9 protein-coding genes are annotated in these 13,789 nt (G+C 70.7%); 5 read left to right on the top strand and 4 right to left on the bottom strand.

All coding sequences use genetic code 11. The features are described from left to right. The first annotated feature begins 3 nt into the window (after window positions 1-3). Window positions 4-876 (top strand): phytanoyl-CoA dioxygenase family protein, encoded by an 873-nt coding sequence (locus AB0H56_RS06900; protein WP_357158395.1) that lies wholly within the window; start codon window positions 4-6, stop codon window positions 874-876. Between the two features lie 63 nt (window positions 877-939). Then, the gene (locus AB0H56_RS06895) at window positions 940-1,563 is read left to right on the top strand and encodes a TetR/AcrR family transcriptional regulator (protein ID WP_357158392.1); all 624 of its coding nucleotides are present in this window, start codon (window positions 940-942) and stop codon (window positions 1,561-1,563) included. A gap of 52 nt (window positions 1,564-1,615) precedes the next feature. Here AB0H56_RS06895 and AB0H56_RS06890 read toward each other — a convergent pair whose 3' ends face one another. Beyond that, window positions 1,616-4,837 carry a cytochrome P450 gene (locus AB0H56_RS06890; protein ID WP_357158389.1) on the bottom strand — a complete coding sequence of 1,074 codons (3,222 nt, stop codon included), beginning with the start codon at window positions 4,835-4,837 and terminating at the stop codon, window positions 1,616-1,618. Window positions 4,838-5,064: 227 nt separating this feature from the next. Between AB0H56_RS06890 and AB0H56_RS06885 the strand changes: the two genes are divergently transcribed. Further along, window positions 5,065-6,126 carry a zinc-binding dehydrogenase gene (locus AB0H56_RS06885; protein WP_357158386.1) on the top strand — a complete coding sequence of 354 codons (1,062 nt, stop codon included), beginning with the start codon at window positions 5,065-5,067 and terminating at the stop codon, window positions 6,124-6,126. A 12-nt stretch (window positions 6,127-6,138) separates the two neighbouring features. Here AB0H56_RS06885 and phaZ read toward each other — a convergent pair whose 3' ends face one another. Together phaZ and AB0H56_RS06875 are read right to left on the bottom strand one after the other, a co-directional pair. Beyond that, window positions 6,139-6,948, bottom strand: coding sequence for a poly(3-hydroxyalkanoate) depolymerase (gene phaZ, locus AB0H56_RS06880; protein ID WP_357158383.1), 810 nt, complete (start codon window positions 6,946-6,948; stop codon window positions 6,139-6,141). Further along, window positions 6,945-8,165 (bottom strand): helix-turn-helix domain-containing protein, encoded by a 1,221-nt coding sequence (locus AB0H56_RS06875; protein WP_357158380.1) that lies wholly within the window; start codon window positions 8,163-8,165, stop codon window positions 6,945-6,947. Before AB0H56_RS06875 ends, phaZ begins: the two co-directional genes overlap by 4 nt. Window positions 8,166-8,430: 265 nt before the next feature. Between AB0H56_RS06875 and AB0H56_RS06870 the strand changes: the two genes are divergently transcribed. Both AB0H56_RS06870 and AB0H56_RS06865 read left to right on the top strand, forming a co-directional pair. Further along, a complete protein-coding gene (locus AB0H56_RS06870) occupies window positions 8,431-10,197 on the top strand; it encodes an alpha/beta fold hydrolase (RefSeq protein WP_357158377.1) in 1,767 nt (588 codons plus the stop codon). A gap of 124 nt (window positions 10,198-10,321) precedes the next feature. Further along, complete coding sequence (locus AB0H56_RS06865; RefSeq protein ID WP_357158374.1) at window positions 10,322-12,529, top strand: MMPL family transporter; 2,208 nt, start codon at window positions 10,322-10,324, stop codon at window positions 12,527-12,529. A 9-nt stretch (window positions 12,530-12,538) separates the two neighbouring features. Here the strand turns inward: AB0H56_RS06865 and AB0H56_RS06860 are convergent, their stop codons facing one another. After that, on the bottom strand, window positions 12,539-13,735 hold the full coding sequence (locus AB0H56_RS06860; RefSeq protein WP_357158372.1) for a cation:proton antiporter: 1,197 nt from the start codon (window positions 13,733-13,735) through the stop codon (window positions 12,539-12,541). Window positions 13,736-13,789: the final 54 nt, after the last annotated feature.

Raw genomic sequence — 13,789 nt, 5'->3', positions numbered from 1 at the left:
ACCATGACCGCAGTACAGCCCACCCGAGCCCTGGAGTCCGTGCCCGCCGACACCCCGATCGCCGACATCCTCGCGATCATCCAGCGCGACGGCGGCGCGATCATCAAGAACTTCCTCACCAAGGACCAGATCGAGCGGTTCAACACCGACGTCGAGGCGCCGCTGCAGGCCCTGCGCCCCGGTTCGACCCATGAGAACGAGATCGTCGCCGCGTTCCACGGCAGCAACACCAAGCGGCTGACCAACCTCGTCACCCACAGCCCGACCTTCCGCAACGAGATCATCGAACACGACCTCGTGCACGGGCTGTGCGACGCGGTGTTCCTCGAGGAGTCGGGCACCTACTGGATGACCACCGCCCAGGTCATCGAGATCGGCCCCGGCAACGCCGCGCAGATGCTGCACCGCGACCTCGGCAACTGGTATCCCTTCATCGGGATGGGCCCGCAGGGTCCCGAGGTGACCATCAACTTCCTGATCGCGTTCACCGACTTCACCGAGGAGAACGGCGCCACCCGGGTCATCCCCGGCAGCAACCACTGGGAGAACTTCGAGGACAGCGGCACGCCGGAGGCCACGATCCCGGCGGTGATGAACGCCGGTGACGCGCTCGTCATCAGCGGCAAGGTCGTGCACGGTGGCGGCGCCAATCAGACCACCGACGAGTACCGGCGCGGCGTCGCCTTCACCTTCAACCCGGGTTTCCTCACCCCCGAGGAGGCCTACCCGTTCCTGGTCGACCCGGAGGTCGCCAAGACGCTCTCGCCGCGCGTGCAGCGGGTCCTCGGCTTCCGCTCCCAGTACCCGACCGGCTCCCCCGGCCTGTGGCAGGTGGACTACGCGGATCTCGCCGACCACCTCGGTCTCGATGCCTGACCGATCCGATCACCGACTTTGTCACTCGACCAGGTTGACGGACAGAGTCGTATAGTGCTCGGCATGGCTCATGTCTCCGCGGCCGAACGCCGCCCGCAGCTCATCAAGGCGGCGATCGACCTCATGACGAGGAAGGGCGTCGCCGCGGGCAGCACCAGGGCGATCGCCGCCGAACTCGGGGTGGCACAGGCGACGGTGCACTACACCTTCGGGACGAAGGAGGACCTCTACGCGGCGGTGATGGAACAGATCACCGAGGACGTCGTCACGCAGCTCGCGGCCGCGGCGCCCGAGGGCGGCGGGTTCGAGGAGACGCTCGCCGCGCTCGCCGATGAGCTGTGGCGCAGCATGGCGGAGCCGGCGACCAACCATCAGCTGCTCACCGAACTCACCATGTACGCGCTGCGGGTCCCGCGCCTGACCGAGGCCAGGGAGAGCCACTACCGCCAGGTCCTCGGGGTGACCACCGCGCTGCTGACCGAGACGGCGGAGCGGACCGGCTTCGCGCTGGCCGAGCCGGTCGAGGTCGTCGCCCGGTTCTTCCTCGCCGGATTCGACGGGCTGACGATGCAACGCCTCAGCCTGCCCGACGGTGACGCCGAACGCGTCGGGCTGCGCGCGCTGGTCGCCGCCACCGTCGCACTCGCCGGTGGCCGGCTGACACTCACCGACGTGCGGCTCGACTGAACGAGATGACCGCCGGGGGCGCGCCCCCGGCGGTCATCTCGTTGTGTTGCCGTCAGCCTGCCCAGACATCCTCGACGAAACGCCCTGACTCGACGAGCTCGGCCAGCCAGGTGGCGGCGTCCTCGTCGGTACCGCCCGCCCACTCCCGGTGGATCCCCAGGAACGCCGCGCGCACGGCGGGCGCCATCCGGTGACCGTCGCCGCAGACGTAGACGCGCCCACCGGCGGCCAGGATCGACCACACCTCCGCGCTCTCGCGGGCGAGGCGGTCCTGCACGAAGCGGGCGCCGTCCTCGGGCGCGTGCATGAAGGTGGGGCGCATGCTCACGGCCCCGGCCGACTCCGCCGCCGCGAACTCCGCGCGATGCAGATAGTCGACCTCGGGGTGGTCGCAGCCGAAGTAGCACAGCAGGGTCCCGATCGCTCCGGCGTGCGCGCGGTCGAGGACGGCGCCGCGGAACGGCGCCAGACCCGTACCCGCGCTGACCAGGATCACCGGTACCGACGGATCGTCCGGGAGGCGGAACGACTCGCTGCACGGCAGCACCCTGGCCTGCACGATGTCACCGGGGCGCAGGGTCTGCGCGTAGTGCGAGGCGATCCCCGCGAAGGTGCCGTCGCCGGCACGGTGGGGCGCGGCCAGCAGCGAGACCATGAGGTCGACCTCGCCGGGCTGGGCCGCGGCCGAGGAGGAGATCGAGTAGTGCCGCGGGCGCAGCACCGGCAGCAGTTCGAGGAACACCTCGAAGGGCAGCTCACACGCGCGGTACTGCTCGAGCAGATCCAGCAGGCTGCGCCCGGCGCCGGTCACCCGCGCGCGGAAGGTCTCGGCGTCGGCCGCGGCGAGTTCGGCCAGCGGCTGCCGCTCGGGCGGGCAGCCGGTGTGCTCGGCGAGCACGGCGACCTGCTCCGGCGTGGCCGGGTCCTGCAGCTCGACGAAGTCGGTGAGCAGCCTGCGCAGCGTCAGCGGACGGTCGACGGGCAGGGCGTTGCGGCTGCGGCGGCGCGCGCGCAGCTGGACGGTCCGGTCCAGGTCGAGGCCGAACCGGGCGGCGACCCGCGCGACGAGCTCGGCGGGGTTGCTCGGCAGCACGGCCAGATGGTCGGCGGTGCGATAGGTGACGTCCGCGGGCAGCCGGATGCGCAGGAATCGCTTGGACCGGCCCAGTGCGTGCTCGGTGTCGACGAGTTCGTAGGCGTCGAGGACCTCCATCGGCCGCAGGCCGTGGCGGGCCGTCAAGCCGCCGAGGACCGACTCGGAGGCGTCGGCCAGTTCGTACAGTCCCTGGTCGGCGTCCGGCGCGGGCGCGTCCGGCGCGGCGCCTGCCACGGGCGTGCCGTAGCGGTCGAGCAGCGCGGTCAGCAGGTCGGCGGTCCACCGGTCGACCGCGCCGGCGAAGTCGCCGGAGGCGTCGGCCACGCCGCGCGCGAGCAACGGGGTGGCCCCCGCGGCGGCCAGGCGCTCGTCGATGAGCGTCGGGATCCGCTGGTAGGTGGCGGCCCAGTTGCGGTCGCCCACACCGAGAACCGCGTAGGTGAGGCCGTCGAGTGAGCCGGGTTCGAGGCCTTCGAGCCAGGTCACGAACTCGGCGGCGTCGTCGGTGGGGCGGCCGTTGTAGGAGGCGGCCACGATCACCAGTGGGCCGTCGAGATCGGCCAGCTTCCCGACGTAGGAGTCGAGGGCTGCGACGGTCGGGGTGAAGCCGCTGTCCTCGCCGTCGACACCGAGGTCGCCGACGATGCCCGAGCAGGTACCGAGATTGGATCCGTGCAGGAGCGTCAGTGCCGTTCCCGCCGCCCGCCGGACGGTGGTGCCCCCGGGTCCGCCGTCGACCACCGTCGTGGCCGCCGCGCGCTCGGGAATCCGGCGCTCGTCGCCGGTGCGGCGGGCCAGGTCGAGGGTGAAACCGTCGGGCTTGATGGTGAGCGAGGACTTGATCTTCAGCTGGTAATCATGGTGGTCGACCAGGCGGTACCGGTGCACGAGCAGACCGAGCAGAAGGGTGGCCTCGTGCAGGGCGAACTGACGGCCGATGCAGGCGCGTTCGCCGTTGCCGAACGGCTTGAACAGGTGCACCGAGCGCGCGGCCTCCCGCTCCGGCGTGAACCGCTCCGGGTCGAAGAGGCCGACGTTCTCGCCCCAGGCCGGGTCACGGTGCAGCGCCGGGGTGAGCACCGTCAGGGTCTCTCCCGCGCGGACGGCGTAGCGCCCGCCGATGACGGTGTCGTGGATCGGTTCGACGGCGAAGCCGGGCGCGGTGGGCCACAGGCGCAGGCTCTCGTTGAGCACCTGCCGGATGTAGGAGAGCTTGCCGATCTCGGCGTAGTCGGGGTCCGGCATGTCGGTGTCGCCCCAGAGCGCGTCCACCTCGGCCTGGGCGCGCGCCAGGACCGCGGGGTGTTTGGTCAGGTAGTAGAGCGCGAACGACAGGGCGCCACTGGTGGTCTCGTGTCCGGCGATGAGGAAGGTGATCACCTGGTGGCGGATGTTGACGTCGTCGAGCGGCCGCCCGGTCACCGGATCGTCGGTGTGCAGCATCATGCCGAGCAGATCGTCGGTGCTGTCGTCGCCGGAGGCACGGCGCTGCCGGATGACACTGTCGACCAGGTCGGTCATCAGCGCGGCATCCTCGCGGAAGCGCTGCGCCTGCTTGCGTTTGAGGAATTCCGTGCCCGGCACGGATTCGCCCTTGTCCTGGGTGAAGCCGAGCGCCCGCGCCATCGCCTCGACGAACGGGTGCAGCTCCTCCTTGCGGAAGGACTCGAAGTCGTAGCCGAAGCCGCACAGCCCGATGGTGTCGAAGGTCAGCCGCGTCATGTCGTCGGGCACGTCGACCGACCGCACCCCGGCGAGCCGATCCCACTTGCCGATGAGCGAGCGGGCCACCCCGAGCATCGTGGCGTGGTAGCCGCGCATCGCACCGAGCGAGAACGCGGGCATCAGGATGTCGTGCGCCTTGCGCCAATTCGGCTCGTGGTTGTACGCCGTGAACAGCCCGTCGCCCGCGATCTGGCGCACCTCGACCAACTCGTTGTGCACGTTCTTACGGAAGCGCGTCTCGTCCGACAGCTCCGTCACCAGGTCGAGGCCACCGACGATGACCATCTCGGTCCCGAACATCCGGACGCGGTAGATCGGGCCGAAGTCCCTGACCTCGTTCATCATGTGCTGGAGCCCGTCCGCGCCCCCGGGAATGGTGAGAGCGTGTCCGACCAGGGGCAGCGCCGGGCGTTCGGGGATCGCCTCGAGCCTGCCGACGGACGTCTCGATCATGGTCATGCCTTTCGTCGCTCCAATGCACTCGGCACCGAGCGTACAAGTGACCTTGTCACCTGACCATGTCGCCTGACAGTGTCGCTTGACACGGTCGCGCCCGGAACCGAATCAAGGGTGAGAACGTTGCCCCGAACCGCGCTTGACAGCAGACATTGTCACTCGACAAGGTTGAGTGACTTGTTCGGTCGAACAAGTCGAGTCGAGAGAAATCGAGGTCCCCCACGATGAGCACCATGCTCGCCGGACGGCTCCGTCTGGACACCCGCTCCTTCGCGGTCGAAGAGGTTCCCATCCCGGTTCCCGGACCGGGCGAGATCCTGGTCGAGGTGCGGGCCGCGGGGGTCTGCCTGTCGGATGTCCACCTGATCGACGGCAGCCTGAGCCCCTTCTTCCCGGTGGATGCCGTCACGGCGGCGGGCGCCGTCACCCTCGGCCACGAGGTCGCCGGCGTCGTCCACACGCTCGGACCCGACGTACGCGGCGCCTGGACGCCCGGACAGCGCGTGGTGCTGCAGGCCGGCGAATCCTGCGGCGACTGCGCCGGCTGCCTGCGCCGGATGATGTGCCACCGGCCCCGGACCCGCGGTCTCGACTACGACGGCGGCTGGGCGCAGTACGCGCTCGCCCGCGAGGACACCCTGCTCCCCATCCCCGACGGTCTCCCCTTCGACCAGGCCGCGATCATCCCCGACGCGGTCTCCACCCCGTACGCCGCCATCGTCGGCACCGGCGACGTGCGGCCCGCGCAGTCGGTCGGGATCTGGGGCGCGGGCGGACTCGGCGCGCACGCCATCCGCCTGGCCCGGATGGTCGGCGCGGCGCCGATCATCGCGATCGACCCGCTGCCGACGGCCCGCGAGCGCGCGCTGCTGTTCGGCGCGGACGTCGCGCTCGACCCGCTCGCGCCGGACTTCGCCGAGTCGGTCCGCGCGGCGACGGCGGGACGCGGACTCGACGCCGCGTTCGACTTCGCGGGCGTCGGCGCGGCCCGCGCGCAGGCCGCGTCCGTGCTCGCCCCGTTCGGGTCACTCGTGCTGGCCGGGCTCACCCCCGAGCCGGTGACGATCGCCGACAGCATCGACTTCTGCTTCAACGTCAATCAGGTCCGTGGCCACTACGGCTCCGAACCCGAGCATGTGGAAGCGCTGGTCGGGCTGGCCTCGGCCGGGCGGATCGACCTCGCCCCGTCCATCACCGCGCATGTGCCGCTGGCCGAGGCTGCCGACGCGGTCGCCCGCCTGGAACACAAGGTCGGCGATCCGATCCGCCTGGTCCTCACGCCCTGAGAACCGGCGGAATCACCGCTCGCCCGGCGCGCGCAGGAACTCCGCGACGCGCGGGGCGAGCTCGTCGGCGCGGGTGATCAGCCCGAGATGACCGTCCGGGTAGACGTGCAGGGTCGCATGCGGCAGCAGCCGCCGCATGATCCGCCCGTTGACCAGCGGGATGATCGGGTCGTCGGACCCGGCGAGAATCAGGGTGCGCTGCCGGATCAGCGGCAGGAACGGCAGGCTGCTCCAGCCCACCCCGGCCAGCAGTTGCAGCGCGTAGCCCGCGCCGGGTTCGCGTGGGCTGTGCCGGTGCAGGATCTCCTCCGCCAGCCGCGGCTCGTCGCGCAGCCTGCCGCCGTAGAGCGTCGCGGCGATGCGCGCGGCATAGGCGGGATCGCGGTAGCGGCGGGGCGTGATCATCTTGCTCAGCACCCGCGGGTGCGCGGGGACCATCAGCGAACCGGTCGCGGTGGCGACCAGCACCAGCCGCCGGCAGCGGCGGGGATGCTGGAAGGCGAACTGCTGGGCGAGCCCGCCGCCCCACGAGATCCCCAGCACGTCGACCTCGCCGTAGCCGAGTTCGTCGAGCACCCGGCCGAGCAGGTGCGCCAGGGTCGCGAAGGTGTAGGGCAGGCGCGGTGATTCGGAACCACCGATGCCGGGCACGTCGAACCGGACGACGGGGATCGCGGGGTCGAGCCGGTCGACGAACGGCTGCAGCAGTTCCAGGCTCGCGCCGATGCCGTTGCACAGCACGAGTGGACGCCCCGGCCCCGGCCGCACCGCGACGCGCAGCCGCCGCCCGTTCATCCGCAGCTCGCGAACGGCGGTGCTCATGGCGCCGAGGCGTCGATGCGCCGGCCGAGCTCGGGAAAGGTGCGGATCGCCTGCAGGGCGATGGTCAGGTCGCTCACCTGCCGCGGATCGTCGAGTGAGCCACCGAGATGCTCCTCGAGCCTGCGGATGCGGTGCCGGACCGTGTTCTCGTGGCAGTAGAGCAGCCGGCCCGCCTCGGCGGCCGAACCGTGGGTGTCGAGCCACGCCCGCGCCGTCGCCAGCAGCATCCCGCGCTCGTAGTCGGGCAGGACGAGCACCCCGCGCAGCACCCGCAGCACGAACACGCGCGTCGTCTCGCGGTCGCGGACCAGCAGGTCGATGTGCGGATCGTCGTCGAGCTGACGGACGTCCTTCGTCCCCGGCGGCAACGTTTCCAGCGCCACCTGCGCCAGGCGCAGGGCGCGCGCCGCGCCGTCGAGGCACCCGAAGGCCGGACTCACCCCGACGCGTCCGACGGCCACCTGGTCGAGCAGCGCGAGGATCTCCGCGGGATCGCGACGGCGCCCCAGCGACAGCACCCCGATCTCGTGGTCGGGCTGCGACCGCCAGGCCGACCCGACGTCGAGTTGCCGGAGCCGGTCCTCGAATCGCGGCAGTGGTGACGACTCGCCGTCCGGCGCCTCGGCGACGAGCACCAGGAAGGTCCCCTCGTAGGGCAGGTCGAGGAGCTTGGCGACCTCCCAGGTGCTGTGCGAGCCGGATCCCGGGCCGTCCAGGATCGCCGAAAGCAGGCCGGACCGGCGGCGGTCGGCGGCGATCACGCGCTCGCTCGTCTCCTGCCGATAGGCGTCGGTCAGCGCCAGCGAGTAGTCGTCGGCCAGCTCCCAGATGGTCGTCGCGGCGTCGAGCAGCGCGTCGACCGAGCGTCGTCCCGACCGGCGGGCCGCGTCGAGCAGCCGCTGCCACACGAAGGCGAAGCCGAGCCGGTAGGCACGCAGGACCTCCGGCAACGGCACGCCCTGCGCCGCCCGCCTGCGGCCGATCTCGCGCGGCGCCGAGACGTCGGTGTCCCGGTCGCCGCGCATGTGGCCCAGGATCTGGCGCATGTTGTCCACCAGCGATCGCCGAAGCTCTCGGTGGTCGACGATGCGCGCCTGCCGGTAGACCTCGATCTGTTCGGTGATCCGGCGGACGAGTTCGTCGGCCAGGGTGTCGACTTCGTCGTACAGAGCGCCGGCGAGCTCGGCGGCCGGCGGAGCGAGGCTGGCGGGAGGCACCTCGAAAGGCTATCCAGGCCCCGGCGCTTGCGCTGTGGCCGGCGGCGGGACTGTGCGCCGCGACACGATGGCGGCGCGGTCGTTGTCGCCGCCGACATTGGCGCCCGCCCGCCCGTCGGTCACTGTGTGTCCACGCGTTCGGCACGGTGGCCGCACCTGAGATGCGGCACTTGTCACCGACGCCGGGCAGCCACCTCTCCCCCGACGACCACCGCGCCCACTTCGACGCGGAGACATCGGAGCACGCCGCGCGGTACCCACCCGCGTGGCCCACAGGAGTGGAGGCATCATCATCACCCTCGGCACGAACCGCGACCCGGCCGCCGACGACACCCTCGCCACAGCCGACCCCGCGACCGGAGACGAACCCGAGCACGCGCTACCCCTCGACCAGATGCTGATCCAGGCGGCACTCGGCACGGCGGGCCGGTGGCTGCCCGGCCGGTCCGGCGTGCGATTCCTCGACGCGCTGGCCAAGCACCCCGATCGGGTGACGGCCCGGCTCGGTGGCCTCGTCGACGAGCTCGGCCGCATCGCCAAGGGCACCTCCACCGTGGCGCCGCATCGCAAGGATCGCCGGTTCGCCGATCCGGCCTGGTCGGCGAATCCCCTGCTGCGACGCGTCGTGCAGGCCTACCTGGCGACGGCGGCGACGGCCGAGGGCCTGGTGGCCGACGCGCCGCTGGAATGGCGCGACGCCGAGCGGATGAGATTCGTGGTGTCCAACCTCGTCGAAGCCGCGGCGCCAAGCAACAATCCGCTGATCAGCCCGGTGGCGTGGAAGGCCTTCCTGGAATCGAGCGGGTCGAACACCATCGCGGGCCCGCGCAATCTCGTCGGCGATTTCGCGAGTTCACCGCGGATCCCGACGATGGTGGAGCCCGACGCGTTCGCGGTCGGCGTCGACCTCGCGATCACCCCGGGCGCGGTCGTGTACCGGGCGCCGATGTTCGAGCTGATCCAGTACATGCCGCAGACCGACACGGTCCGCGACGTGCCCCTGCTGATCGTGCCGCCGACCATCAACAAGTACTACGTGCTCGATCTCGCGCCGGGCCGCAGCCTGATCGAATACCTCGTCCAGCAGGGGCAGCAGGTCTTCGTGATCTCCTGGCGCAATCCCGACGAGCGCCACAGCGACTGGGGCGTCGACGCCTACGCCGCCGCCGTGCTCGCGGCGTTCGACGTGGTCCACCGGATCAGCGGCGCCCCGTCGGTGCACACGCTGGCCGCGTGCTCGGGCGGCCTGATCACCGCGCTGGCGGCCGGGCACCGCGCGGCCACCGGCGGACTCGGCCCGCTCGCGAGCATGAGCCTGCTGGTCACCATGATCGACCAGAATCGCGCGGGCGTGGTCGGCTCACTCATCGACGAGGGCATCGCGCGCGCCGCGATCGCCCGCTCGGCGCGCAAGGGGTACCTCGACGGCAGGCATCTCGCCGAGGTCTTCGCCTGGATCCGGCCCGGTGATCTGGTCTGGAACTACTGGGTCAACAACTACCTGCAGGGCAAGCCGCCGCCGAAGTTCGACATCCTGTTCTGGAACGCCGACACCACGCGCATGCCCGCCGCCCTGCACCGTGACTTCATCGAGGCCGCGGTGGGCAACAAGCTCGCGACGCCCGGCGCGGTCTCGGTCCTCGGCACCCCGGTCGACCTCGGCGCGATCACCGTCGACTCCTACATCGTCGCCGGGTCGGCCGACCACATCTGCCCGTGGCGCAACTGCTACCGCAGCGCCGGGCTGTTCGGCGGCAAGGTCCGTTTCGTGCTGTCGACCAACGGCCACATCGCGGCGCTGGTGAACCCGCCGGGCAATGCCAAGGCCGGCTATCAGGTGTCGGAGGACACCTCGCTCGACCCCGCCGCCTGGCGCGCCGCCGCCGCCACCGCCAAGGGCTCGTGGTGGCCGGACTACGCCGCGTGGCTCGGTGACCGCTCGGGGCCGGACCGGCCCGCCCCGACGACCCTGGGCAACGCGGAGTTCCGCCCACTCGGGACCGCGCCGGGCACCTACGTCATGGACAGATAATCCGCCGAAGGCCCCGGTGGTGCGCTCCGAATCACACGCCGAAATCGCCGCTGACCCCGACGTTGCCAGCTGATCCTCAGGTTCGCCTGGAAATGTCGGTGGCGCGAGAGACAGAGGAGTCGGTGTGTTCAACCGTTGGGGCGACGTGGTGAGTCGCTGTCGTTTCGCGGTCATCGCGCTCGTCGGTGCCGCACTGCTGGGGCTGGGCGTGTACGGACTCGGTTTGTCCGACCACCTCACCTCGAGCGGCTGGGACGACCCCGGTTCCGAATCCGCGCAGGGCTCCCGGATCGCGGACCAGGCCTTCGGCCGCGACCACACCGCCGACGTCATCGTGCTCTACAGCGCGCCCGACGGGAAGACGATCGATGATCCGGCGTTCAGCGGCACCGTCGTCGCCGGCCTGAACCGGGCGCTGGCCGAGCATCCCGGCGAGATCGACAAGATCAACGGCGCCTACTGGCGGGTGGGTGACGCGCCCGCGGTGCCGTCGGTGTTCGGCTCGGCCGACAAGAAGCACGCGTTCGCCTCGGTGGCGCTCGTCGGCGACAACGACACCGATCTGCTGCGCAGCTACCGCGCGGTGAGCGATGCCTTCCGCATCGACGGTGTCGACGTGGAGGTCTCGGGGCTACAGGCCGTCGGCGGCACCCTCAACGACACCATCGCCACCGATGTCCACCGCATGGAACTGCTGGCCATCCCCGCGGTGGCGGTGCTGCTGTTCTTCGTCTTCGGTGGCGTCGTCGCCGCCGCGCTGCCGCTGATCATCGGCGGGCTCACCATCTTCGGCGCCAACGGCATCGTCATGGCGATCACGCACTTCACCGACGTCAACTCGTTCGTCTCCGCCGTGGTCTCGATGATCGGCCTCGGCCTGGCCATCGACTTCGCCCTGTTCATCGTCAGCCGGTTCCGCGAGGAGCTGGCCAACGGCTACGACACGCCGACGGCGGTCCGGCGCTCGGTCGCGACGGCGGGCCGCGCCGTGGTGTCCTCCGCCACGATGATCATCGCCAGCCTCGGTGGCATCCTGCTGTTCCCCCAGGGCTTCCTGCGTTCGGTCGCCTACGGCACCATCGCGACCGTCTCGCTCGCCGCCCTGACCGCGGTGACGATCCTGCCCGCCATGCTGGCCGTACTCGGCCCGCGCGTCGACATGCTCGGCATCAAACGGTTCCGCAGGACCAAGACCGCCGAGGAACTCGACAACGGACTCTGGGGCAGGCTCCCCCGCTGGGTGATGCGGCACCCCCTGCGGGTCGCCGTGGCGGTCGTCGTCGGCCTGCTGCTGCTGATCATCCCGATCAAGAACCTCGCCTTCGGCGGTATCAACGAGAAGTACCTGCCGCCCGACAACAGCACCCGGCTCGCGCTCGAGCACTTCTACGAGGTGTTCCCGCTGAAGAAGACCGACCCGATCCAGCTGGTCTTCGTCGGGGAGGACACCACCGCCATCGGCGCGGCCTGGAAGCAGGCCAATCAGGCGCCGGGCCTGGTCGGCCAATTCGGCGTGCCGAGCAACACCGGCTCCACCGATCCCGCGGTGTATCGCACCTCGGCGACGCTGGTGGATCCGACCGGCAACGCCGAGCCGACGATCGACTACCTGCGCGCCATCGACGTGCCCGACGGCGTGCGGATGTATGTCGCGGGGCAGCCCGCGATCATGGCCGACAGCATCGACACCCTGCTCGACCGGATGCCGCTGATGATCGCGCTGGTGCTGCTGGTCACGACCGTGCTGATGTTCCTCACCTTCGGCTCCCTGGTGCTGCCGATCAAGGCGGCGCTCATGAACGCCCTCGGGCTCGGTGCCACGCTCGGCATTCTGACCTGGATCTTCATCGACGGTCACGGGGCAGGGCCGCTGAACTTCACGCCGCAGCCGATCAGCGCGCCGGTCCTGATGCTGATCATGGCGGTGGTCTACGGACTCTCCACGGACTACGAGATCTTCCTGGTCTCCCGCATGGTCGAGGCGCGCGCCTACGGCGCGTCGACCACCGAGGCGATCGGGATCGGGACGGCGCGGACGGGGCGCATCATCACCGCGGCCGCGCTCATCCTGCTCGTCGTGACCGGCGCGTTCGCGTTCTCCGATCTGGTCATGATGCAGTACATCGCCTACGGCATGATCGCCGCGCTGTTCATCGACGCGACGATCCTGCGCATGCTGCTCGTCCCGGCCATCATGAAGCTGCTCGGCGACGACTGCTGGTGGGCGCCCAAGTGGGCGAAGCGGATTCAGGAGAAGGTCGGTCTCGGCGAGCCCGTCCTGCCCGACACCGTCGGCGCACCGCCGCGGCGCGGCGAACTCGTCGGGCGCTGACCCGGCGGGTCACCCGCCTTCGCGTGCGGCCGCCCGTCTGCCGAGGCGGGCCGCGAGCACGGGCGCGCCGATGCCGTGCAGCAGGATGCTGCCGCTCACCACGACCAGGGTCACCCCCACCACCAGTTCGGTGTCCGGCGAGTCCGCCATGCTGTTCATGGCCAGCAGGCCGAAGACGATCGAGGCGACGCCGCGCGGGCCGAGCGCGCACAGCATCACCCGTTCGGACAGGGTGAAACGCGACCCGATCAGCGCGAGCCAGGTCGGCACCATGCGGAACAGGGTGAGCGCCAGCAGGCCGTAGACGACCACCGTCCAGTGCAGCCACGGGCCGGCCATCGCGATCGCCCCCACGACGAACCACAGGCTCAGGCCGAGGAACTGGCCGAGGCGCTCGGTGAGCTCCAACGGCTCGTCGGGGATGTCGCGATGGGTCGCCCGGTAGGCGATGCCTGCGAGGAACGCCGCGACGAACCCGTTGCCGTCGATGAGGATCGCCAGCGTGAAGGTGAGCACCGGGATGGCCAGGATTCCGCAGCGCACGGTGCGCGGATCGGTCCAGCCCCGCGCCGCGGCCGCGGAGAGCCCGACACCGGCGGCGATGCCGATCGGGACGCCGACCAGCACCGACTTCGCCACCGCCGCCACCGCGTGTCCGAGTGCCCCCAGCGCGTCCTCGGAATCGATGGCGCGCCGGTAGGCCTCGAGGGCGAACAGCATGATCGGGGCGACGAGCCCGTCGTTGAGGCCGCTCTCGACGTTGAGCGTGTCGCGCACCCGCTTGGTGATCCTGTTGTCCCGCAGGATCGATTGCGCGGGAACCAGATCGGTCGGCATCACGATGCAGGCCACGATCAGGAGCAGGGGCCACGAATCCAGGCCGAGTACGAAACGGCCGACGACCGTGGCCACGACGATGCTGACCACGAAGGCCACCAGCATCCTCGTCACCCCGGTGTTCCTGGCGACCCGCTCCCGGATCTCGGTCGCGTCGTTGAACAGGAACAACGCCAGCCCGAACTCGACGACCCGCAGTGCCGTGCCGGTGTCGATCGTCTCCAGCAACCACTCCCTGTCGGTCAGCCCGACAGCGGCACCGGCGACGATCATCGCGACCGGCTCGGTCACGCTCCACCGGACGAGGGCTCTCGACACGCACGCCCATGCCAGCACGATGGCCATCGTCAACGCGATCGCGAGAAACATCGCCCTCCCGCGGCTACTCGAACGGTCGTTGGTTTCGCTCAGGCTACGGCTGAC

It is taken from the genome of Nocardia sp. NPDC050717 (assembly GCF_040654275.1).
Lineage (GTDB): Bacteria > Actinomycetota > Actinomycetes > Mycobacteriales > Mycobacteriaceae > Nocardia.
Note: the sequence above shows the minus strand (reverse complement) of the source record. Positions and strands in the feature narration are given on the sequence as shown.